Annotated in this window: 24 protein-coding genes; 17 read left to right on the top strand and 7 right to left on the bottom strand. The window is 42.9% G+C overall.

Annotation, left to right across the window (positions count from 1 at the left end):
- Positions 1-13: 13 nt before the first annotated feature.
- The 6 genes from IPM71_11390 to IPM71_11365 form a co-directional block, all read right to left on the bottom strand.
- Positions 14-400: a response regulator gene (locus IPM71_11390; GenBank protein QQS50191.1), complete on the bottom strand. Its 387-nt coding sequence runs from the start codon at positions 398-400 to the stop codon at positions 14-16.
- 90 nt (positions 401-490) lie between these two features.
- Entirely contained in the window at positions 491-949 is a 459-nt protein-coding gene (locus IPM71_11385; protein ID QQS50190.1) for a hydrogenase maturation protease, read from the bottom strand.
- 79 nt (positions 950-1,028) lie between these two features.
- Positions 1,029-2,483 (bottom strand): Ni/Fe hydrogenase subunit alpha, encoded by a 1,455-nt coding sequence (locus tag IPM71_11380; GenBank protein QQS50189.1) that lies wholly within the window; start codon positions 2,481-2,483, stop codon positions 1,029-1,031.
- 14 nt (positions 2,484-2,497) lie between these two features.
- Positions 2,498-3,049: an NADP oxidoreductase gene (locus IPM71_11375; protein ID QQS50188.1), complete on the bottom strand. Its 552-nt coding sequence runs from the start codon at positions 3,047-3,049 to the stop codon at positions 2,498-2,500.
- Positions 3,050-3,061: 12 nt separating this feature from the next.
- Entirely contained in the window at positions 3,062-3,772 is a 711-nt protein-coding gene (locus tag IPM71_11370) for a (2Fe-2S)-binding protein (protein QQS50187.1), read from the bottom strand.
- Positions 3,773-3,782: 10 nt separating this feature from the next.
- Positions 3,783-5,585 carry an NAD(P)H-dependent oxidoreductase subunit E gene (locus tag IPM71_11365; protein QQS50186.1) on the bottom strand — a complete coding sequence of 601 codons (1,803 nt, stop codon included), beginning with the start codon at positions 5,583-5,585 and terminating at the stop codon, positions 3,783-3,785.
- Positions 5,586-5,943: 358 nt separating this feature from the next.
- Between IPM71_11365 and ald the strand changes: the two genes are divergently transcribed.
- The 7 genes from ald (at position 5,944) to hypB (ending at position 13,196) form a co-directional block, all read left to right on the top strand.
- Positions 5,944-7,056 carry an alanine dehydrogenase gene (gene ald / locus IPM71_11360; protein QQS50185.1) on the top strand — a complete coding sequence of 371 codons (1,113 nt, stop codon included), beginning with the start codon at positions 5,944-5,946 and terminating at the stop codon, positions 7,054-7,056.
- Positions 7,057-7,174: 118 nt separating this feature from the next.
- Complete coding sequence (gene hypF, locus IPM71_11355) at positions 7,175-9,439, top strand: carbamoyltransferase HypF (GenBank protein QQS50184.1); 2,265 nt, start codon at positions 7,175-7,177, stop codon at positions 9,437-9,439.
- Complete coding sequence (locus IPM71_11350; GenBank protein QQS50183.1) at positions 9,430-9,678, top strand: HypC/HybG/HupF family hydrogenase formation chaperone; 249 nt, start codon at positions 9,430-9,432, stop codon at positions 9,676-9,678. The genes hypF and IPM71_11350 overlap by 10 nt, the downstream gene beginning before the upstream one ends.
- A gap of 7 nt (positions 9,679-9,685) precedes the next feature.
- Positions 9,686-10,771, top strand: coding sequence for a hydrogenase formation protein HypD (hypD, locus tag IPM71_11345; protein ID QQS50182.1), 1,086 nt, complete (start codon positions 9,686-9,688; stop codon positions 10,769-10,771).
- Between the two features lie 188 nt (positions 10,772-10,959).
- The gene (gene hypE / locus IPM71_11340; protein QQS50181.1) at positions 10,960-11,976 is read left to right on the top strand and encodes a hydrogenase expression/formation protein HypE; all 1,017 of its coding nucleotides are present in this window, start codon (positions 10,960-10,962) and stop codon (positions 11,974-11,976) included.
- Positions 11,977-12,012: 36 nt separating this feature from the next.
- Complete coding sequence (locus IPM71_11335; protein ID QQS50180.1) at positions 12,013-12,354, top strand: hydrogenase maturation nickel metallochaperone HypA; 342 nt, start codon at positions 12,013-12,015, stop codon at positions 12,352-12,354.
- 56 nt (positions 12,355-12,410) lie between these two features.
- The gene (gene hypB / locus IPM71_11330) at positions 12,411-13,196 is read left to right on the top strand and encodes a hydrogenase nickel incorporation protein HypB (GenBank protein ID QQS50179.1); all 786 of its coding nucleotides are present in this window, start codon (positions 12,411-12,413) and stop codon (positions 13,194-13,196) included.
- A 14-nt stretch (positions 13,197-13,210) separates the two neighbouring features.
- Here the strand turns inward: hypB and IPM71_11325 are convergent, their stop codons facing one another.
- On the bottom strand, positions 13,211-13,750 hold the full coding sequence (locus IPM71_11325) for a ferredoxin (protein ID QQS50178.1): 540 nt from the start codon (positions 13,748-13,750) through the stop codon (positions 13,211-13,213).
- 290 nt (positions 13,751-14,040) lie between these two features.
- Here IPM71_11325 and IPM71_11320 point away from each other — a divergent pair, with 290 nt between their 5' ends.
- From IPM71_11320 to IPM71_11275, 10 genes are all read left to right on the top strand, one after another.
- On the top strand, positions 14,041-15,255 hold the full coding sequence (locus tag IPM71_11320) for an IS701 family transposase (GenBank protein QQS52827.1): 1,215 nt from the start codon (positions 14,041-14,043) through the stop codon (positions 15,253-15,255).
- Positions 15,256-15,559: 304 nt separating this feature from the next.
- Positions 15,560-15,904 (top strand): hypothetical protein, encoded by a 345-nt coding sequence (locus tag IPM71_11315; GenBank protein ID QQS50177.1) that lies wholly within the window; start codon positions 15,560-15,562, stop codon positions 15,902-15,904.
- A complete protein-coding gene (locus IPM71_11310; GenBank protein QQS50176.1) occupies positions 15,904-16,317 on the top strand; it encodes an ATP-binding protein in 414 nt (137 codons plus the stop codon). Before IPM71_11315 ends, IPM71_11310 begins: the two co-directional genes overlap by 1 nt.
- A gap of 15 nt (positions 16,318-16,332) precedes the next feature.
- Positions 16,333-17,679, top strand: coding sequence for a 4Fe-4S binding protein (locus tag IPM71_11305; protein QQS50175.1), 1,347 nt, complete (start codon positions 16,333-16,335; stop codon positions 17,677-17,679).
- 41 nt (positions 17,680-17,720) lie between these two features.
- Positions 17,721-18,056 carry a serine kinase gene (locus IPM71_11300; protein ID QQS50174.1) on the top strand — a complete coding sequence of 112 codons (336 nt, stop codon included), beginning with the start codon at positions 17,721-17,723 and terminating at the stop codon, positions 18,054-18,056.
- Entirely contained in the window at positions 18,056-18,796 is a 741-nt protein-coding gene (locus tag IPM71_11295) for a PHP domain-containing protein (GenBank protein ID QQS50173.1), read from the top strand. The genes IPM71_11300 and IPM71_11295 overlap by 1 nt, the downstream gene beginning before the upstream one ends.
- Complete coding sequence (locus IPM71_11290; GenBank protein QQS50172.1) at positions 18,793-19,341, top strand: ATP-binding protein; 549 nt, start codon at positions 18,793-18,795, stop codon at positions 19,339-19,341. Before IPM71_11295 ends, IPM71_11290 begins: the two co-directional genes overlap by 4 nt.
- Positions 19,342-19,457: 116 nt before the next feature.
- Positions 19,458-19,865 (top strand): (2Fe-2S) ferredoxin domain-containing protein, encoded by a 408-nt coding sequence (locus IPM71_11285; GenBank protein QQS50171.1) that lies wholly within the window; start codon positions 19,458-19,460, stop codon positions 19,863-19,865.
- Positions 19,866-19,883: 18 nt separating this feature from the next.
- A complete protein-coding gene (locus IPM71_11280) occupies positions 19,884-21,677 on the top strand; it encodes an NADH-quinone oxidoreductase subunit NuoF (protein ID QQS50170.1) in 1,794 nt (597 codons plus the stop codon).
- A gap of 9 nt (positions 21,678-21,686) precedes the next feature.
- Positions 21,687-23,465, top strand: a complete 1,779-nt coding sequence (locus tag IPM71_11275; protein QQS50169.1) for an iron hydrogenase small subunit — start codon at positions 21,687-21,689, stop codon at positions 23,463-23,465.
- The last annotated feature ends 20 nt before the right edge of the window (positions 23,466-23,485 follow it).

The following is a 23,485-nucleotide window of genomic DNA, read 5'->3' as shown; positions in this document are numbered from 1 at the left end:
TCTCCTTTTTACACTATTTACTTAAAAACAGTTGGTTAATTTTTTCTATCAGCTTGTCAATTAAAATTGGCTTTGAGATGTAATCGTCGAACCCAAATTGCAAATATTTTTCTCTATCATCGGACATAGCAAAAGCAGTTTGCGCAATAATTGGCAATGCAGGTTTTTTAATTCTTATTTCGTTCATTGCCTCTATTCCGCTCAGCATGGGCAATCTTACATCCATCAGAACCACATCGATGTTTTCTATTTCAGAACACATGTTTACTGCTTGCCGGCCATCGCGGGCGGTAATAATCTTTGCTTTCGAAGAAGCAAGCAATTCGGTAAGAAATTCCATACTAATGTCATCATCTTCTACAATAAGTATAGTCTTGTCTTCCCAGTTTGGTAAAAGCATTTGGTTTGGTTTAGTTCACAAAAGATAATCAATTCAGCTGCAAGTTACAAATATCCGTTTTTTGAAATGAAAAACTTTATTAACGATGCATCAATTTGTGAGATAGCCAGAAATTGTTTTTTCCATAAACAGGCAGGCCTTATGTAAATTTTCCTTTGCCTGCGTGCTTAATCCTGCCATAAACTCCCATTCATAACCTTTAATATGAAGTAAGTAAGCTTTGGGTATACTTTCATAAATGCTTTGACAGAGGCCAAGAATATACCCGGGCGATACGGCATGCATGCTGAAACCGGCGTTCATATTAGGTTCGAGAATCTCGAGTTTAAACTGATCTACCTCTTCAAGCGAGGCATCGGCATAGATAACAATATCAAATTGGTTCAGGTCATAGGCGTCTTCAATATTCAACTGATAATTGGTATCAGTAAATACCGAATTATACTGATGTTTCTTTGCCCAATCTTCGATGTGTTCTGCTAACAATATTCCCAAGCCATCATCCTGACGACCCGGGTTACCATATCCATATACCAGAATTTTCTTCATGCCTTAAAAATAAAAAATCAGTCAAAGCCGATAACAGCAAGGTGTGTTATTGCTTTGACTGATTTGAATGCAGGGCTTATCAGATGTTTCGTTTTTTCTGAATCAGCTTATTGTTACTGTCGTAAAGAGCTATTTCAAGTGGCATTTGTCCAAGTGCATGGGTAGCGCAACTCAAACAGGGGTCGTATGCTCTGATGGCTACCTCTACGGCATTCATCATTCCCTCTGTTATTTCGGGTTTTTTGGACATCTCGCGCACTGCTACCTGGTTCACCGCATTGTTCATGGGCTGATTGTTGTTTGTAGTAGACACAATTAGGTTACACATTTCAATCTGGTCATGCTCGTTAATTTTATAATGATGGAAAAGTGTACCACGCGGGGCTTCAATGAGACCTATTCCTTCAGAGCGTTTTTTCCCTTTGACTACTAGTTCTCCTTCCATGAGGTCTTCATCATTTAAAAGTTCTTTCATTTTCTCTGCAGAATGAAGAATCTCTATCAACCTTGCCCAATGGGCATGCATAGGCCTATGACAGGGGTTTCCGCCATTGTAGTCCTTAAACAACTGAAACTCTTTTTGTGCCAGTGGAGTATCGATAAATTCTGCCGTATTCATTCGTGCAAGCGGTCCTACGGTATACCAGCCAAGCTGTTTACCAAATTCCTTCAGGTAGGGAAACTTCATATAACTCCAATTGCGTACTTCTTCGTCGATGTATTTTGTATAATCCTGGTAATCGATGTCGTGTAGAATAATATTTCCTTCCTTGTCTACAGCCCTTAATACCCCATGATACAAATCCAGTGCACCATCCCTACGCACAAGACTTAGGTAACTGGATGGAAATTCGCAAAATAAGTCAATGACAGCTTTGTTTTTCTTATGGTAGTCTTTAAAAAACTCAAGGGCATCCTGTGCCCAGGTAATCATATGGTCGATATTCATGGGTGCTACACCATGAAGGAATTTATCTTTATCGGCCTGAGTAAGGTGTTTGTTAATGCCTCCGGGAATAGCCCCGGTTCCATGTATTTTCTTACCCGCTGTAGCTTCGATAATTTCCTGACCGAATTTTCGCATCATCACTCCCTGAACAGCTAAATCTTTATTGGCAAAGGCAACTCCAATTACGTTTCGTGTGATTGGGTCGCTATCGATGCCAAAGAGCAAATCGGGAGAAGCGAGATGAAAAAAGTGCAGGGAATGTGACTGAAACATCTGACCATAGTGCATCAATCGACGCATCTTCTCTCCAGTGGGGGTAAGACCTTCACCTGTACCTGCACCTACAATAACATCCAGGGCTTTGGCGGCTGCAAGGTGGTGGCTAACAGGACAAATACCACAAAGGCGCTGCACAAGCACCGGGGCTTCCCAATAGGGCCTGCCTTGCACAAAGCGTTCAAAACCCCTGAATTCGACAATATGCAGGCGGGTTTGATTGACATTCCCTTCGTTGTCGATATGGATGGTCACTTTTCCGTGACCTTCTACCCGGGTTACGGGTTCTATTGTAATTTTTTGTCCCATAGTTAAGGCTTTTTTTAGTCGTACTTAATCACATCATAAGGCATCTTCATGGCATCGCCTGTTACCAGGGCAATCAGTGCTTCCCAAATAAGGTCGGCCCGTGGGGGGCATCCAGGTAAATGATAGTCGATTTTTACTACCTCATGACAGGGATAAACTTTATCGAGAAGAATAGGCAATTCAGCATCGTTTGGAATAATGCGGGCCTCGTTGCTTTGTCTGACAGTAACTCCATTCAAATAGGCCTCTTCGAGGCATTCACGCAAGGGTATTCCGTTGCGCATGGCAGGCAGTCCACCCATAATGGCACACTCACCTACCGACACAAGAATTTTACAATTTTCCCTGAAATCTTTTAGTACATGCACATTTTCACTGTTGCAACACCCTCCTTCTATCAGGCCAATATCGCAGCGCCGCGAAAACTTTTTTATATCGTCAATAGGCGATTTATCGAATTCAACCAGTTGAATCAGGTCAAGAATGCGCTCGTCGATATCGAGTAATGACATGTGGCAGCCGAAACAGCCTGCCAGCGATGTGGTTGCTACTATTGGTTTACTCATGATAAGCGTATTTTAAGTGTGTGAAATGATTTTTTCTACATCGGAACCTATAGGCATCTTATCATACTTGCGCTCACCTATGGGTATATCAAAACCCTTTTCACGCACCAATAAGGCACCTACAGGACAAACATCCATGGCTTTCTGTGCTGTTTCGGGAGTAAGCTCTTTACCCAACTTAGGGTCGATACCTATTTCGACCCGGCTACCTCTTTTCTTATAGGCAAAAATGGTTCTTCCCTTTTCGTCTGTAATAGCCCGAATACAGCGTTTACAGAGGATACACCTATTTTGATCCTTTATAAGCAATGGGCTGGTGGCATCCACGTCGCGCTGCGGAAAAGCAAAAGGGTAACGAGGTACCATTATTTTATAACGATAAGCCAGTGCTTGTAATTCACAAATACCTCCTTTTTCACAGGACGGACAGAAATGGTTACCCTCCACGAAAAATAATTCTAAAATCGCTTTGCGTAAGGCATCAATTTCTGGAGTATGGTTTTCGATTACCATTCCATCAGTTACAGGCGTTGTGCAGGCCGTCATCATCCGGCCATTTATCTTCACGCTGCAAACACGACAGCTACCTTTGGGTTTTATTCCAGGGTAATTGCACAGGGTAGGAATATAAATACCATTCTCCCTGGCGGCTTCGATCATGTATGTATTTTTTTCGGCCATACACTCTATGCCATCAATTGTAAATCTTACTATCTGATTCATACTACCTGCTTTAAATGTTTGAAACTCGATTGGTAACTTCGCAAGCCTCTTTTACAGCCTTCGAAAGGTCGAATCCGCTATCGAAATCTTTGGATTTCTGAATCTTTTCTTCGAACAAATGCCTAAAGTTTTTAAGAGAAGTAAGAATCGGATTAGCGGCAGTCTGACCCAGGCCACAGCGACTAGCCTTAAGTGTCTGGCCCCATTCTTCCATATCTTTCAGATCTTGCATCACACCTCGTGCATCGAGGATTTTTTCCAGTTTATGTTTTAATATTGTTGGCAGAATACGGCAAGTAGAGCAACTTCCGCACGATTCGTCGATAAAGAACTCGGTAAAGTTAAGCACAACATCGATCAACAAATCGCGAGTATTATCGAAGATGATAAGTGAACCTCCGGTGGCAAGATCTTCGTAACCCAAAATACGTGAAAAACCTTCGGGATTAATAAGTGCACCCGATGGGCCTCCTACCTGCACAGCCTGAATCCCTTTAAAAGGGGCTCCTACCATGTCGAGAATATCATTCACCGAAAATCCCCATTGCACTTCATACACCCCCGGGTGGCGGCAATCACCCGATACACTCAGAAGCTTTGTTCCGGTCGACTGGGCTGTTCCGAATGACCGGTACCAAGCCCCACCGTTTAAAATTACTTTCACAGCTGCACAAAGTGTTTCCACATTGTTTACAACTGTAGGTTGATCGAGGTAACCTTTTTCGACAGGAAAAGGAGGCCTGTCGCGAGGTTCGCCGCGCTTACCCTCGGCCGATTCAATAAGCGCCGATTCTTCGCCACATACATAGGCTCCAGCCCCGAACTGAATACGAATCTCAAAATTAAAGCCTTCTTTACCTAAAATATTTTTCCCCAGGTATTTTTTATCTCGGGCATTTTGAAGAATCTCTTCGAGGTAATTCTGCAAGTACTTGTATTCGTAGCGAATATAGAGTATCCCCTCCTCAGCACCCACCGCATAACCGGCAATCACCATACCTTCGAAGAGAAGCCGCGGCAGCTCGGTGAGTATGACACGGTCTTTAAATGTTCCCGGCTCGCCCTCATCGGCATTGCAGAATATATATTTACTCTCACCCTTGGCATTTCGACAAAATTCCCACTTCAATCCGGTAGGAAAACCTGCACCTCCGCGACCACGGATGTTGGAATCCTTTATTTCGCGAATGACTTCTTCGGGCGTCATGTGAACGATTTTCTTAATAGCTTCGCCCACCTTATATTCTGGATCGAGTATAGGACCTATTTTACGAATATTGTTGCTAACCACGGTTTTAACCAGCTCGTTACGGTTGGCCCCATCGCCAAAGGAGGCAGAATACATATCACCTACATTCTTATTTTCCTTGATATCGCGGATTAATTCTTTCACCCTAAAAGGAGTGAGCTTAGTAAAAACCTGGTTGTTAATCAGCGCAGCTGGTTCCTGGTCGTTCATTCCAATACAGGCTGTTTCGTACAAACCAATTAGTCCATCAGGAGTAACCTCGCCGAAATGAATTCCAGCCTCCTTTTCAAAAGTTTCGGCCACTTCCTCACGCCCCATCATTTGGGCCACAGCACTATTATTCAAATAAATTGAATATTTTCCTGTCGGTTTCATCGAGAAGAAGTGATAAAACGAAATGGTTTGCTCCACATCGACCTCCGACATCTGGAGCCCATGAGCGATCAGGGATACACTCTCGGCCGATATATAACCAAACTCCGACTGGATATCGATCAGGATATCCATCATACGGGTTTTATCGTGGTTATACTTTTCAAGGGTTTTTTGGGCAAAGTTTTTCATTTTTGAAGGTGTTTATTTTAAAATATACCAATCGTCAGAAAACCTTATTCCCTTATTGGGGAAGCCTTACAAACAACATCTTGCTGATAGCGGTTGTTATTTGCTTCACACTAAAAATAGGATATTAGCTTTTGATACACAATATTTTCGATAATTTAGAATTATTTCAAATAACACATATGCTTGAACCACAGACAATAGTTCTAAGATCGATGATTAAAATCATACCTGTATCTCCCATGCGCACTGACCAATATCATTCTCGCGTTGGTGTATCTTTCATTAGCTTAGAGCAAGATTTGGAGGGAATAATTTACACATATAGCCGAATATAACTATTTACCAAAAACAAGATAATATGAAAGTAGGTTGCTTGAAAGAAATTAAAACACACGAATACAGAGTAGGCATGACCCCCTCTGATGTGAAATCGTACGTTTCCCGCGGACACGAAATACTCATTCAGGTAAATGCAGGTACTGCAGCTGGCTTTGATGACAGTGAATACATCAAAGCCGGTGCTAAAATGGTTGCTGCACGGGAAGATATTTTTGCCAAATGCGATATGATTGTAAAGGTAAAAGAGCCACTTCCAGAGGAATACCCCTTGTTTCGGGAAGGGCAAATACTCTACACTTACCTTCACCTGGCAGCCGACCAGAAACTTACCGAAGCCATGATGAAAAAAGGCATTAAAGGTGTTGCCTACGAAACCATCGAAAACGAAGATGGCCAGTTGCCCTGTTTAAAGCCCATGAGCGAAATAGCCGGAAGACTTGCCACTCAGGAAGGCGCCAAATACCTCGAAAAAACCTTCGGTGGACGTGGTGTATTGTTGGGAGGTGTGCCAGGCGTATCCCGTGGCAAAGTAGGAATAATAGGTGGTGGTGTGGTGGGTACAAACGCATGCAAAATTGCTACCGGCATGGGTGCCGACGTTACCATTCTGGATGTGAATGCCGACAGGCTGGCCTACCTGGATGATATTTTTGGATCGCGAATTACAACGCTTTACAGCACCGAAGCGAATATCGAAATGGTGCTTCGCGAAAGTGATTTACTTATTGGTGCGGTTCTACTCGCCGGAGCCAAGGCTCCCACCTTGGTGCGCCGCGAACACCTTAAACTTATGAAGAAAGGTTCGGTAATTGTGGATGTAGCTGTCGATCAGGGTGGATGCGTAGAAACAATTAAACCCACCACCCATGATAATCCGGTTTATGTAATCGATGATGTGGTGCACTATGGAGTGGCCAATATGCCAGGCGCTGTGGCTTTAACATCAACTAAAGCACTTACCAGTACTACTCTGCCTTACGGGCTTATGATTGCCAACCATGGTCTGGAAGAAGCCTGCAAAAAATCGGAAGCCATTACCAAAGGAGTAAACCTTTACAAAGGCCATATCACCTACCATGCTGTAGCAGATGCCTTTGGAATGAAATATAGCGATCTGAAGAGCCTGATTTGAAAATCAACCTGTTTGATTCCTACTTAAACAATGTCCGCATGACACTACAGGTCTGCGGACATTGTTTTTCAATCATCCGGGTTTGGCTATATTCGTAGTTTAAAAGCAGTATCGCTTGTTGAAAAAACCAAAAATAGAAACAATCCGCCTTCGGGTTTACGGACTCATTCAGGGTGTTGGCTTCAGACCATTTGTTTACAAACTGGCTTCCGAATTAAAACTAAATGGTCTGGTGTATAACCAAAATACTGGCGTTGTAATAACTCTTCAGGGCGAAAAAGCCAGAATCTTGCAGTTTATAGATAGGCTTACAAAAGAAGCTCCACAAGCAGCTCAGATTGAAAAGGTTGAAAAAGAAACCATCCTGAGTCAGAGCTATTTTAATTTTTCCATTGCAGAAAGTCAAAAAGTAGATAAGTCTATCACCCGAATCAGTCCGGATATTGCTGTTTGCGCCGATTGCCTTTCCGATATGCAACTGCAAGCTCACCGCTTAAACTATCCCTTTACAAATTGCACCAACTGTGGCCCAAGGTTTTCGATTGTTGAGTCAATTCCGTACGACCGGAATAACACAAGCATGAAAACCTTCGAAATGTGCCCTGTTTGCAAGGCAGAGTATCACAATCCGCTGAATCGTCGGTTTCATGCCCAGCCGGTGGCATGCAATTCATGTGGACCGACTTATTGCCTGCATGAGGCAGGTAATGCACACCACAACTTTACCAACCTGATCCTGCAACTTGCTAAACTGATAGACCAGGGCGGTATTGTAGCCATGAAAGGACTGGGAGGTTATCACCTTGCCTGCGATGCCCTGAATGCCAAGGCCATCGAAAAGTTAAGAAAAGTAAAAGTGCGCGATGGTAAACCTTTTGCTTTGATGGTCTCTTCGATAGAAATTGCCAATCATTTTGCAGCAATATCAGAAGAAGAAAAAACTGCCCTGCTTTCTTGGCAACGACCCATCGTACTTTTAAAGTCGAATGTAAAAGCAGTAACAGGCATTGCCGACGGATTAAAAAGCCTTGGCATCTTCCTTCCATACATGCCACTGCATCATCAGCTTTTTCAACACCTTAATACACAAGCCCTGGTTATGACAAGTGGCAATATCACGCATTGCCCGATAATTATAGAGAATCTGGAAGCGCTGGATGCTTTTTCCCTTAAAACAGATGCAGTACTCACGCATAACCGGCCTATCGTAAATCGTCTCGACGATTCGGTGGTACAGTTAATAGGCAATAGAACGCAAATCCTGCGCAGGGCCAGAGGCTATGTGCCTACCCCATTGAAACTTTTGTTTGAAACAGAAGGTATTCTTGCCACCGGGGCGGAACTATCCGGTGCTTTTTGCATAGGCAAAGGAAGAGAAGCCATAATGAGCCCTCACCTGGGCGATTTAAGAAACCTTGAAACACTTGACTTTTTCGAAACCACATTGAACCGTTACAAAAGTCTCTTCGAGTTTCAACCTAAGCTTGTGGTTTGCGACCTTCACCCCGATTACCTGAGCACACGGCTTGCAGAAAACACCAAATTGCCTGTAATACGGGTTCAGCATCATCATGCTCACATAGCCTCTGCCATGGCTGAATTTGGTTTGGACGAAGAAGTAATTGGTGTAGTATACGATGGTACTGGTTATGGCACTGATAACCATTCATGGGGCAGTGAAATTATGGTGGCCAGCCTAAGCTCTTTCAGTCGAAAATACCATTTCGAATACATCCCTGTTCCGGGAGGAGATAAAGTGGCCGAAGAACCCTGGCGTAGCGCACTGGCTTACCTGTATGCCTACTTTGGAGAATCTATTCCAACCACCCCAAGATTTATTCATACCATAGGCTCGCAAAAAATAAATCTATGCCTTCAGGCCCTCGAACAGAAGATAAACACTCCCTTATCATGCAGTGCAGGCCGACTTTTCGATGCAGTTTCTGCCTTATTGGATGTCTGTAAGCATGCTACTTACCATGCGGAGGCACCCATTATGCTCGAAAACTGCACAATTGAAGGAATCACCGATAGCTATCCGGTAAAATGCGAGCCGGAAATAGTATGGAAAGAAACATTTATAGCCATGCTGGAGGATCTGAATAATCAAGTACCTGTTTCGGTAATCAGCACCAAATTTCATAACACGATCATTCAGGTGACCTTTGAGGCAATAAAAAAAATACATCAGCAAACCGGCATCACCAAAGTGATTCTCAGCGGAGGCACATTTCAGAACAAATACTTATCGGAAAATTTATTAGCTTTACTTCACCTAACTGGCTATGAAACTTACATATCGGCCCAAATTCCTGTCAATGACGGTGGTATAGCACTGGGACAGATGGCCATAGCCGCAAAACAACTTGCCTTATGTGTTTAAGTGTACCTGCAAAGATTCTTAACATCGAAGGCTCAAACGCCAAAGCTACTGTTGGAGGTAGCATAATAAATGTCAGCCTTCAGCTTGTCGAAAACATTGAAATTGGTGATTATGTGTTGGTGCATACCGGATTTGCACTCGAAAAAATTGATGCCAAAACTGCCCGGGAAACCTTGGCCATGCTTACCAGTATGGTGGAAGAAAATCCGGAAGACATGATCCGGTTTATCGAAATCTGACCTCAACATGCTAAAATACCTCGATGAATACCGCGACAAGGACCTCGCACAGAACCTCGTGGCGCAGATTAATTATGCCTCAAAGAAAAGCATACGCATTATGGAAGTATGCGGAGGACATACAATGGCCATACGCAAATATGGCATTCAGAATTTACTTCCTCCCACAATAAAACTACTCTCTGGTCCGGGCTGCCCTGTGTGTGTAACCAGCAGAAGTTTTATTGATAAAGCAATAGCTTACAGCGCTATGCCCGATATTATTATTACCACTTATGGCGACTTGATGCGGGTACCAGGTACCTCTTCCAGCCTTTTAAAGGAGAAAGCCCGCGGAGCCGATGTACGCATTGTGGTTTCCACACTCGATGCAGTTAAAATTGCCAAGGAGAACCCGGAAAAAACCGTTATTTTCCTCGGAATAGGTTTTGAAACCACTACTCCACCTACCGCAATAGCGGTATTAGAAGCCAGTAAAATAAAACTAAAGAACTTTTTAATTCTATCGGCACACAAGCTCATGCCTCCTGCCATGGCAGCATTAATCGACGAAGGTACACTCATTGATGCCTATATCGGTCCCGGCCATGTAAGTACCATTGCCGGATCGAAGATTTATAAACCACTGGTAAACCAATACGATATCTCGGTAGTGATATCGGGTTTTGAGCCAGTTGATATTCTTCAATCGATTTGGATGTTGGTGAAGCAGATAGAAAGCGGCATCCCTTCTGTAGAAATTCAATATTCACGGGCCGTTAGTCAGGAGGGTAACCTGAAAGCACAAAATCTGGTGAACGATGTTTTTGAACCCTGCACAGCATTTTGGAGGGGATTAGGTGCCATTCCAAAAAGTGGATTAAAATTAAAGCCTGAATACAATTCCTTTGAAGCAGAAAGCTTATTACCACTGGAAATAGCAGAAAAACCCGAACCCAAAGGCTGTCTGTGTGGTCAAATTCTTAAGGGACAAAAAATCCCGACTGATTGCAAGCTTTTTGGTAAAACTTGTACACCTGAAAAGCCTGTTGGTGCTTGCATGGTTTCTGACGAAGGCACCTGTGCTGCCTATTTTAAATACAACGATTACTAAAATTGAATTGAGTTCTATCCTTCTATCTGATAAAGCTTTTGTTTTAGGCAAATCCTGATTCGGCTTCTATAAAGTAAACTTGATGTTTATAAAAAAACCAGGCTGCGAGTGAAAGTACACAGCAATCTTAGCTTTTTCATCACAAAAAAGAGTAATTTGGAATTGCTAAAATCTATTTATTCTTTTTTATGTCAACGGACACAATACTCATAGGCCATGGTGCGGGTGGTATGCTAAGCCATAAACTCGTCCACGAACTCTTTCTAAAACATTTTAAAAACAAACAACTTGCTGGATTGAGTGATGCCACTATCGTGAAAACCACATCGCATACAGCCTTTACTACCGATTCGTACGTGGTCGACCCGATTATTTTTCCCGGAGGCGATATTGGAAAATTGGCCGTAAGCGGTACTGTAAACGATTTACTTGTCAGTGGGGCCTTGCCTCAGTATTTGAGCGCAGGCTTTATTATCGAAGAGGGGCTTCCAATGGAAACCCTTGAACAAATTGTAAAGTCCATGGCCAGGGAAGCCAAACATGCCGGTGTTGAAATTGTTACAGGCGATACCAAAGTGGTAAAAAGAGGGCAATGTGATAAACTCTTTATCAATACCTCCGGAATTGGAAAAGGGATTGAAAACATGGAACATCTCTGGAAAAAACCTGAATTAAAGGCTGGAGATAAAGTGCTCGTTTCAGGTTACCTGGGCGACCATGCCATTACCATACTGGCAGCCCGCAACAACATAACTTTCGAGGAAGAAATCGTTTCGGATGCAGCCCCCCTTAATAATCTCATTCTGCCCCTTTTCGAAAACTTTGGTCACTCCATTCGGTTTATGCGCGACATTACCAGGGGTGGCCTGGCTACCATTTTAAACGAGATATGTGAACACAAAAATATTGGTGTAGAACTTAACGAATCATTATTGCCAGTAAGAAATGAAGTAAAAGGTATCTGCGAGATATTTGGTTACGATCCGCTCTACCTGGCCAACGAAGGAAAAGTAATGATGATAGTGGAACAGAATGCTGCTGAAGCTGTGCTTGAAAAAATGAAAGAATCGGATCTGGGAAGGTATTGCGCCATGGTAGGCGAAATAACCAGTAGCTTTCCGGGAAAGGTAAGGCAGTTGTCGGTAATCGGTGGAAGTAGAATAGTGGATATGCTCCAGGGCGAAATGCTTCCAAGAATTTGCTAATAAAAATCAACATACTAATTTCTTCAATGTACACAAATGCATGAATTCTCTCTCGCTTCCGAAATAGTCGACATGGTGGAGCAAGCCGCAAAAAATGCCGGCAAAGGTAAAGTTACCTGCATCGAATTGGAGATTGGTGAATTAGCGGGCGTGGAAGAATCTGCTTTATTGATAGCCCTGGAAAGCCTTACACTCCATTCAATGTCGAAGGGAGCACAAATTATTACCAAAAATACTAAAGGCAAAGCCATATGTTCAAACTGTAACTTTGAATACGAATTGCAAGATTTATTTACGCTTTGCCCAAAATGCAGTGGTTTTCGAAAGCAAATCATCTCCGGAAAAGAATTTAATATACTGAGTATTGAGGCTGAATAAGCCAGGAGAAATAAAAAGAAATTGATAGTTTTACTACACTTCAAAATACTTTGACTATGTGCGATACTTGTGGATGCAGCGACAATGAAAAAGGATATACACTGGAAAAACCAGGTCAGAAGCCTACCAACTCCGGGAATGATGTCCACGATCACGACCACAGTAATGGTCACGGTCATGGACACGGACATGGTCATGGGACAAGTGAACCAATTTTGCTTTCAACCCCGGTATTATCAAAAAACAACCTGATAGCCGAAAGGAACCGTGGAATTTTCGAAGCAAAAAATATAAAAACCTTTAATCTGGTAAGTTCGCCCGGAAGCGGAAAAACCACCCTGTTGGAGAAACTCATTCCAATTTTGAAGAAGCTAAAAGAAGTGTATGTAATCGAGGGCGACCAGCAAACAACCAACGATGCCAATCGCATCGATCAGGCTGGGGCCATGGCTATTCAGGTAAATACCGGAAAGGGTTGTCATCTCGATGCAATGATGATTCATGATGCCCTTCTTCAATTGAAACCCACCGAAAACAGTTTGCTTTTTATCGAGAATGTGGGAAATCTGGTGTGTCCATCACTATTCGATCTGGGAGAAAACTCAAGAATCCTTATTTCCAGCGTAACGGAAGGCGCTGATAAACCCCTGAAATACCCTTATATGTTCGAAAGTTCGCAACTGTGCGTAATCAACAAAACAGACCTTCTCCCCTACGTCGATTTTCGAATAGACCAATTTAAGACCAATGCTTTGAGAGTAAACCACCATCTCGATTTTGTGGAAGTATCAGCCACAGGTGGTCAAGGCATCGAAGAGCTGGTAAAATGGATACTGGCGTAATCCAGGATGCTAAACTATTTTCGGTCGAAAAACACATTCTTAGAGCTTGCACTCAGCGGAATGCCATAAATAATCTTCACATCATTGCCCATTAGACCAAGTTCTTTAGCTGCCATACCCACTGTATACATAATCCGGTTGTCCACACGATGATCCATTGCGATGCTTACTGCCGAACCAATGGCAATGCCTAAATCACCTGTATTGAATGCACAAGGCATCTCGGGATGCAGTTCTTTTGCAGCACAATTTTCGAATCCACACAAACCGCAATAACCCAAGCCAAGCGAACCAAAACGGGTTCCGATGAGCACCATCACTTCGGCCTGTTTAATATTCAGGGCATCGCGCGAAAATGCTTGTCCATTGGGCAGTCTGGCACCTATCTCACTCATTTTATCCGAAAGGAGGGCAATAGTATCACCATCCACAATTATCATTTCTAGAAAATCCATACCTCGTCCCTTGGGAGCCGTTCTGGCAGCCAACATCATTTCTTCGGCTATGCGCAGTACGCAATTTCTTTTAATTTCATTTTCTGAAAGAATTGCCATACCTTAAGTCATTAAAAATATTAATTCTACTTTAACAGATTAAACAAAACCCTTGTAAACATTGATATTTCAAGGAAATTCAGTATCTTCAATGCACAGAAAAACAGGCTTATCGTTCCGAAAAATGTTTAATACAACGTAAAAATAATAATCGATATGGAAAAACACTGACCTCTGTAATAGAGCGAGTTAGTGTTCACCTTAATGATTATCAGCATGTATTTTGTAATTCAACAAAGAAGTTCTTTGACAAAGCACAGCAATATTCATTAGGAATAATACAAAGTCAGATGCGCAATATTGAAAGAATAAGCGAAGATTTGGGAGCTAACTACCATCAAATGCAGCACTTTATAACTGAGTCTAACTGGGATCATCGAGTTTTGATAAATCAAGTAGCCCAGGAAGTAAGCCAGGTTTTACCCAAAAGAAAACTTACAGGATTGATTATTGATGAAAGTGGTTGGGTAAAAAAAGGCGACCATAGCGTAGGCGTTGGACATCAATATTGTGGGAATGTAGGGAAACTATCAAATAGTCAGGTTGCGGTATTTGCTTGTTTAAGTAATGGGGATTTTGCATCAATGGTTGATGCCCGACTATACCTTCCCAAGGCTTGGTGTGACGACAAGACAAGATGCGAAAAAGCAGGCGTTCCTGTAAAGCACCGAACATTTAAAACTAAGCTCGAACTGGCATTAGAAATTATTCGCCAGCAAGTAACCAATGGCATCATCTTCGATTTTATTGGAGGCGATGGTTATTATGGTAACGATGTGGATTTTGCCAGCAGCATAGATTTGCTTGGTTATCTGTACATGCTGGATATCCATAAAGACCAAAAAATATATTTGGAACGTCCTGACTTGGCTATTCCCGAGCGAAAAAGCAATAAGGGTCGTGAACCCAAGAAATTAAAAGCAACTACAGACGAATTAAGTGTATCAAAATATTTACAGACTTTAAATGACGAAAATTGGCAGCGTATTAGTGTTCGTAATACAGCCAAAGGAGTTCTTGTAGCTGACTATCATTTTATAAAGCTTTGGATAATCAATAACAGTAAAATGCAAGTAGAGCAAAGGTTACTGGTTATCCGTAAAACGAAAACCAAAGAAGGCAAGGACGAAATAAAATATTCTTTTACCAATGCTAATCTTGAACAATACACTAAGAAAGCTATAGCCTATATGCAAGCACAACGGTACTTTGTAGAACATTGCATAAAAGAATCAAAACAGATACTCGGGCTAGACCAGTTTCAGACACGAAAATGGCTTGCATGGCAACACCAGGTTGCATTAAACTTTTTGGTCTCGTCATTTATTTTAAAAGAAAAATTGCATTGCTTTGATGATTTACCTTTACTATCGGCTCGTGATATTAAAGAATTTATCACTTTTAAACTTTATAAACAGATGACCGAAGAACAAATGATTGATAGAATTTATGACCGGCATTTAAAACGACAGCGTGATATAAATTACTCATATTCAAAATTGTAAATCTGTTAAAGTAGAATTAAGTAGATTCTCTTTGTATCCAATCATCATAAGCCCTTTACTCGCTAGGGATCTTTCCATTGTATTGACAAACTTAAAGGCAATTCGAAATAAAAAAAACTGATAAGCTCGAGTACTGGAAATTTATACTAATTCTAAATAGCCCTGAAAGTGGCGCAGAACGTGTTATTCAAATAACAAATGATTTCGCATCCTTTATCTGATAAGGGTTTTAGTATTTTATGTTATTCAAATAACAATAAATATTAATATATTTGCAGCACATTTCGTAGCAACAAACCGATCGATGCATATTGAAGAATTAATAGGGATTGTGGAGGGAGAAGTAATTCAACTTGGAGATTCGGAAGAAAATACCGTAGAACGAGCTTTTGCCTCTGATCTGATGAGTGATGTACTCACTTTGTCAACCGATTCTTTGCTCCTGATAACCGGCATGGCGAACATGCAAACCATTCGTACAGCCGAAATGGCAGAAATCAAAAACATCCTGTTTGTGCGCGGCAAAAAACCTACAGAGGAAATGCTTCAACTGGCCAGGCACGAAAAAATCAACCTTTACACTACCCGGAAATCAATGTTCGCTACCTGTGGCCAATTGCATCAGGCTGGCTTAAAACCTGTGTACTAATGAAAATGGAATACTCCATCGAGGGTGGCGATTTTACTAAAGCTGGTCTGGCTTCGAGTGCAGTAAAAAAAGTGCTCAAACAATTGAACATAGACCCTGCACAAATAAAACGAATTGCTGTAGCCATGTACGAGGCAGAAGTAAACATTGTGGCTCATGCCTATTCTGGCATCATGAAGGTAGAAATAGATGCTAAAAAGGTGTATATGCGCTTTGTAGATAAAGGACCGGGAATTGAGAACATTGACAAAGCCATGGAGGAGGGTTATTCCACCGCAAGCGAAGCGGTAAGACAAATGGGCTTTGGTGCCGGAATGGGATTACCCAACATTAAAAAGAATGTAGACGAGATGAAGATTTCCAGTGAAATCAACAAAGGTACAACCCTCGAATTAACCACATTTCTGAATTAAAAGAAATAGTTATCTATGAACGAACCGACCTTCCACCATGCACTTAAAATACTCGAAGAAGTATGCACAGGATGTGTGCATTGCACGGTGGTATGTCCAACCGAGGCATTGCGGGTTCGGAATGGAAAGGCCATTTTAAATGAAAACCGCTGTATCGATTGCGGCGAATGCATGAATGTATGCCCTGTGAATGCAATTATTGTCGAACAAAACGATATAGCCGAAATCTTTCCATACAAAGCCAGGGTAGCATTGGTTTCGTCCATATTTATCGGCCAGTTTCCCCGCCATTATCAAACCCGCAAAATTTACAGCGGCATGCTCGAACAGGGCTTTACCCATGTGCATGAATCGGAACACGGAGCAGGAATACTCATTGAACAGATTAACCAATACATAGCTCAAAATAGCCAAAATAAACCGATTATCTCATCCTTTTGCCCTGCCATTGTAAGACTCATACAAGTAAGATTTCCCAGCCTGGTCGAAAACATCATGCTGCTAAAAGCCCCGCTCGATCTGGCCGCACTGGCTTTTAAGAAAGAACTGATAGAGAAAGGCTACAAAGAGGAAGAAATAGGCATTTTCTATGTTACGCCCTGTGCTGCTAAAATTGCTGCCATTAAAAGTCCGGTTGGAGAAGAAAAATCGGTTATCAACGGGGTTGTGAACATGAATGAACTTTATAACAAAGTGTATTCGACGCTCAAAAAAGAACAGTATTCAAGCTGCATTATTCCCGAGAAAGAACAACTAAAAAGCGAAGAAATGGGCTGGAGCCTTACTGGCGGAGAAGCAGCCTACATACAGGGAAGATGCCTGTCCATTGATGGCTTGAACAATGTAATTGAGTTTTTAGAAGGAATAGAAAACGGAAAGATTACCAATTTCGATTTTATCGAAGTGCGTGCCTGCGACCAGAGTTGTGCAGGAGGCATCCTGACAGTGGCCAATCGGTTTCTCACCAGAGAAAGGCTTGACGAGCGAATTGCCAAATACCATCATGATAAATCGGAGGGTAAAATTTTCGACAATAAAACCATCGAAAACCATGGTAGATATATACGGGATCACATCAGCATAAACAGCATCGAACCCCGTTCGATGCTAAAACTGGACGACAACATGGAGGCTGCATTAAAAAAAATGAGCCGGATAAAAAAAATTCTTTCTTACCTACCCGGTATAGATTGCGCAGCCTGTGGCTCACCCACCTGTCGCACACTGGCAGAAGATGTAGTGCAAGGTACCGCACATACCTCCGATTGCATTTTTATCCAAACCTCACTCAATGTGCCTCCCAACGAAGAAATAAGAGCCGAAACAATTTGGGGTAAAGACCGGTTCAGAAAACTCTTGTAAAATCAGGCAGTAGAAAAAATTATCCATACACCGAAGCAAATATGAAACTAATAGAAGTTATCGAAAAATTGGGTTGGAAAGTAATTTCAGGACAAGACCAGCTGCACAAGACTATAAGCGGAGGGTATTGCTCCGACCTTTTAAGCGATGTCATGGGCACTGCCGAAGAAGGACAGGTGTGGATTACCATTCAGGTGCACAAAAACATTGTGGCAGTAGCAGCCCTGAAAGAGCTTGCCGCGATTTTACTTGTAAAGGGACTAAAAGCCCCGGAAGAAACTTTAGATGCTGCTCGCAGCGAAGGAATACCAGTACTTCAGACCAATGAAACAGCCTTCGAGGCAGCGGGTAAATTATACCAATTAATAAATGCCTGATGAAATGGTATCGCGCCGACCTGCATGTTCATTCTGTGTTATCGCCTTGTGGTGATCTGGATATGAGTCCGACGCGAATAATTCGTGAGGCAAAACAAAAGAAACTCGACATCATAGGCATAAGCGACCACAACACAAGCTTGCATGCCGAACTGATGGTGGAGCTTGGAAAAAAAGAAGGCATTGTTGTTTTCCCGGGTGTTGAAATATCTACACTCGAAGAGGTGCACTGCCTGGCGTTCTTTGAAACGATTGAAGCAACTAAAACATTCCAGAAATTTCTGGACGAGCACTCGGCTCAAATTGCCAACAATCCATCGCGTTTTGGTGAGCAGTTCGTGGTGAACGAAAAGGAAGAAATAATTGGCGAGGTGGAAGATTTGCTGATAATGGGACTTACTGCCTCCATCGAGGAAGTAGAAAGGAAGGTTCATTCCCTCAAGGGTGTTTTTATCCCGGCCCATATCGACCGAAAAATCACCAGCATCTTTTCACAAATCGGCTTTATTCCTCCCGGACTGCAGATAGATGCACTGGAATTTTCGGCCGCCACTTCGCGCGAAACGGTGCTGAACCAAAGACCTGAACTGGAAACTTACAGCCTTATTACCAATTCAGACTCGCACTACCCCGACCAACTTGGCCGGGCATTTACAGAGTATTACCTGCAGGAACCTTCTTTTAACGAATGGAAAATGGCCTTGAACAATATTGAGGGTAGAAAAATCAGGACGAAATGAAAGAAATCTCGATGCATATTCTCGATCTGGTGCAAAATTCTATCCAGGCACAAGCAAATAATATCGGTATCGAAATTAACGAAAACCAGGGTGATGACAGTTTTGTGCTAAGCATTACCGACAATGGCCAGGGGATGGACGAAATAACACTCAGCCGCATCATGGATCCTTTTTTCACAACAAAGAACAAGAAAACCGGACTGGGAATACCCCTACTCCGGCAGCATACCGAATTAACAGGGGGAAGGGTTGAAATTGAGAGTAAACCAGGAATAGGAACACGCATAACAGGCATTTTTGGCTATTCGCATCTCGACCGCCAACCACTTGGCGATATAATTGGCACCATTACCGGATTAATTAGGTCATATCCGCAGCTTGATTTTGAATATACCCATAGATTGAACCAACAGCATTTCGATTTAAGCACTTTCGAAATAAAAAAAGAACTGGAAGGTATATCGATAGCCAATGGCGAAGTGATAGAGTTTATTAAAGAGATGATATCCGAAAACCTTAAGGCGCTTCAAACAAGCCATAAGTAAATATTTAAATGCATAATTAGAATCAATATAAATAAGTCTGCTTCAACGAATTAATTGAGATTTGAGATATAAAAGAAAAAGAAACGAAATAAATTTAATAGACAAAAAGCAATCAAATGGGAAAAGTTAAAACACTGGAAGATTTGCGAAAGCTGAGAGAAGAGCTTAAAAGCAAAACAAGTCTGCGCGACAGGAGTGAGAACCCCGACGCCATTGTTCAGGTAAAAGTTGCCATGGCAACCTGTTGCATTGCATCGGGTTCGAGAGAAACCATGAACTACCTGGCCGACGAAATGGAAAAAAGAAACATCGAAGCCGTAGTGACACAAACCGGGTGCATGGGTTATTGCTATGCCGAACCCACAGTAGAGGTGAAGCTACCAGGCAAGGAGCCAATCGTTTTCGGTTATGTAAACGAGAAAAAGGCCGACCTCATTATCGAAAAATACATCAGAAGCGGAGAACTGGTCGAGGGCATTATACCCATGAATTTCCAGAGCATAGACCCCGAGGACAATAAATAAAATACGGAGGAAAAAACAATGTCAGATTACAAAATACACTTACTTGTATGTGGAGGAACCGGCTGCAAAGCATCAGAAAGCAGCCTGTTAAAAGACAATCTCCAGCTTGAAATCAATAAACAAGGGCTCGAAGATTTTGCCCAGGTAGTTCAAACCGGCTGTTTTGGCTTTTGCGAAAAAGGGCCTATCGTGAAAATAATTCCCGACAACACTTTTTATACCCAGGTAGCACCTAAGGATGCCAAAGAAATTGTTGAAGAGCATATTGTAAAAGGTCGTAAGGTTGAGAGGCTATTGTATACCGACCCCGACAAAAAAGAAGTCGTGGCCGACTCGAAAGGCATGGGTTTTTACAAAAAACAGCTCCGCATAGCTTTACGCAATTGTGGAATTATTGACCCGGAAAATATTGGCGAATACATTGCCCGTGGCGGATACGAAGCACTTGGCAAGGTGCTTACCGAAATGACCCCCGAGGAAGCAATCAAAACTGTGATAGACTCTGGTCTTCGTGGTCGCGGTGGCGGTGGTTTTCCTACCGGACTCAAATGGGACTTGACACGCAAAGTGAAGAGTGATAAAAAATATGTGGTTTGCAATGCCGACGAAGGTGACCCCGGAGCTTTTATGGATCGCTCGATTCTCGAAGGTGATCCGCACTCGGTAATCGAAGCCATGGCCATTAACGGATATTGCACTGGTGCCGACGAAGGTTTGGTATACATACGTGCTGAATATCCACTGGCAATAGAACGACTAAAAATCGCCCTTAACCAGGCACGTGAAACAGGATTGCTGGGTAAAAATATTTTTGGTACCAGCTTTAGTTTCGACATCTCCATGCGCTTTGGTGCAGGAGCTTTTGTTTGCGGAGAAGAAACAGCGCTGATCCACTCCATGGAAGGCGAGCGTGGCGAGCCCACACTGAAACCACCTTTTCCCTCGGTTGAAGGTTATATGAAAAAACCAACCAACGTAAACAACGTTGAAACCTATGCTAACATACCAGTGATCTTTAACAAAGGACCTAAATGGTTTGCAAGTATCGGAACCGAAAAATCAAAAGGCACCAAGGTATTTGCTTTGGCTGGTAAGGTCAACAACGTAGGTTTGGTGGAGGTACCCATGGGTATCACCCTTCGTGAAGTAATCTTCGAAATTGGTGGTGGAATTAAGAATGGCAAAAAATTCAAAGCCGTTCAAACCGGCGGTCCATCAGGCGGCTGCCTTACCGACGCCGACCTTGACACCCCAATCGATTACGACAACCTTATTGCTGCCGGATCGATGATGGGAAGTGGAGGTATGATTGTGATGGACGAAGACGATTGTATGGTGGATGTGGCCAAATTCTTCCTCGAGTTTACCGTCGAAGAATCCTGTGGAAAATGTTCTCCCTGCCGCATCGGAAACAAACGTCTGCACGAAATACTTGCTAAGATTACCAAAGGCAAGGGCTCTCAGGCCGACATCGACAGATTGATTAACCTGGGTAATGTAATTAAAGATACATCCTTGTGCGGTTTAGGTCAATCGTCGCCCAACCCGGTTTTAGCTACCATTAAACGTTTCAGGAACGAATACGATGCCCATGTAAACGATAAAAAATGTCCTTCCGGCGTATGCAAAGACCTTATGACCTATTTTATTATAGAAGAAAACTGCGTGGGTTGTACGGCTTGTGCCCGTGCATGTCCGGTAGGTTGTATTGCAGGTGAACGCAAGGAAGCACACATCATCGACAGTTCGCTGTGTATTAAATGTGGCGCCTGTATGGATAAATGTAAGTTTAACGCAGTAATCGTAAAATAATCAGAGACAATGGAAACAGTAAAACTCACAATAGATAACAAGCAAATTGAAGTTCCGAAAGGAACCACTATTTACAAGGCTGCGCGCAAACTGGAGATAGATATTCCTGTATTGTGTTACATGCACCTGGAAGACTTAAGCATCGAACACAAACCTGCCGGTTGCCGTATCTGCGTGGTAGAAGTAGACGGACGCCGCAACCTGGCACCATCCTGCTCCACCGAAGCGGATAATGGCATGGTGGTAAAAACTCACTCTTTAAGAGTGCTCAATGCCCGCAAAACCGTAATGGAGCTTATTTTGTCTGACCACCCAAAAGATTGTCTTTCGTGTGCTAAATCCGGCAGTTGCGACTTACAATCGATTGCCCAGAAGTTAGGTATCCGCGAAATTCCCGACCAGGATATCGCAGAAATGTCGACCTACCGGAAAGACTTCTCCCCCTCCATCATTCGCGAAATGGATAAATGCATCATGTGCCGTCGCTGCGAAACCATGTGCAACGACTTCCAGACTGTAGGAGCCCTATCAGCTGTAAATCGCGGATTTATGTCGGTAGTAGCCCCTGCCTTCGAAATGGAAATCGAGGATTCTCCCTGCACTTATTGCGGTCAATGCGTGGCAGTGTGCCCTACCGGTGCACTCACCGAGGTAGACCATACCAGCCAGTTGATTGCCGACCTGGCCAACCCGGAAAAAATGGTTATTGTGCAAACAGCACCTGCTGTAAGAGCTGCTCTTGGAGAAGAATTTGGAATGCCAGCCGGAACAAGTGTCACCGGAAAAATGGTAACCGCCCTGCGCGAACTGGGTTTTGACTATGTATTCGATACAGATTTTGCCGCCGACTTAACCATTATGGAAGAAGGCACCGAATTACTCGATCGTCTTACGCGTCACCTGAACAACGATAAAACGGTGAAACTGCCCATACTCACCTCATGCTGCCCAGGTTGGGTAAACTTTTTCGAACAGCAGTTTACCGATATGATCGAAATACCTTCTACAGCCCGTTCACCTCAGCAGATGTTTGGCTCCATCGCCAAAACCTATTTTGCTGATAAAGTAAAGGTAAACCGCAAAGATCTTGTAGTGGTTTCAATTATGCCTTGTTTGGCTAAAAAGTACGAATGCCAACGCGAAGAGTTCAAAGTAGATGGTAACCCTGATGTGGATTACTCCATTTCAACCCGCGAGCTTGCTGCATTGATTAAACGTGCCAACATGAACCTTGCCGACATGGCCGATAGCGATTTCGATGCCCCAATGGGCGAATCGACAGGTGCTGGAGTTATTTTTGGAGTTACCGGGGGTGTAATCGAAGCTGCCACGCGGACTGCCTACGAACTTCACACAGGAAAAACGCTTCAAAAAGTAGATTTCGAAGCTTTGCGCGGACTCGAAGGTATTCGCGAAGCCACTGTCGATTTTAATGGTCTACCCATAAAAATCGGTATTGCACACGGATTGGGCAATGCCCGTAAACTGCTCGAAGATATCCGTGCCGGAAAAAGTCAATACCATGCCATCGAAATTATGGCCTGCCCCGGCGGTTGCATCGGTGGTGGCGGACAACCATTGCACCACGGCGACTCGTCGATTATACAAAAGCGTTTCGAAGCAATCTATAAAGAAGATGCCGGAAAAACACTTCGTAAATCGCACGAGAACCCCTATATACAAAAACTCTATGCTGAATTCCTAGGTAAACCTATGAGCGAGAAAGCCCACCATTTGCTTCATACGCATTATGTCGACAGGGAAAAGAAAATTACCTACATGAAATAAGCTATTGAAGTAATATTATT

Source organism: Bacteroidota bacterium (assembly GCA_016699695.1).
Taxonomy (GTDB): domain Bacteria; phylum Bacteroidota; class Bacteroidia; order Bacteroidales; family UBA10428; genus UBA10428.
This window is presented reverse-complemented; position numbering and strand designations above follow the sequence as displayed.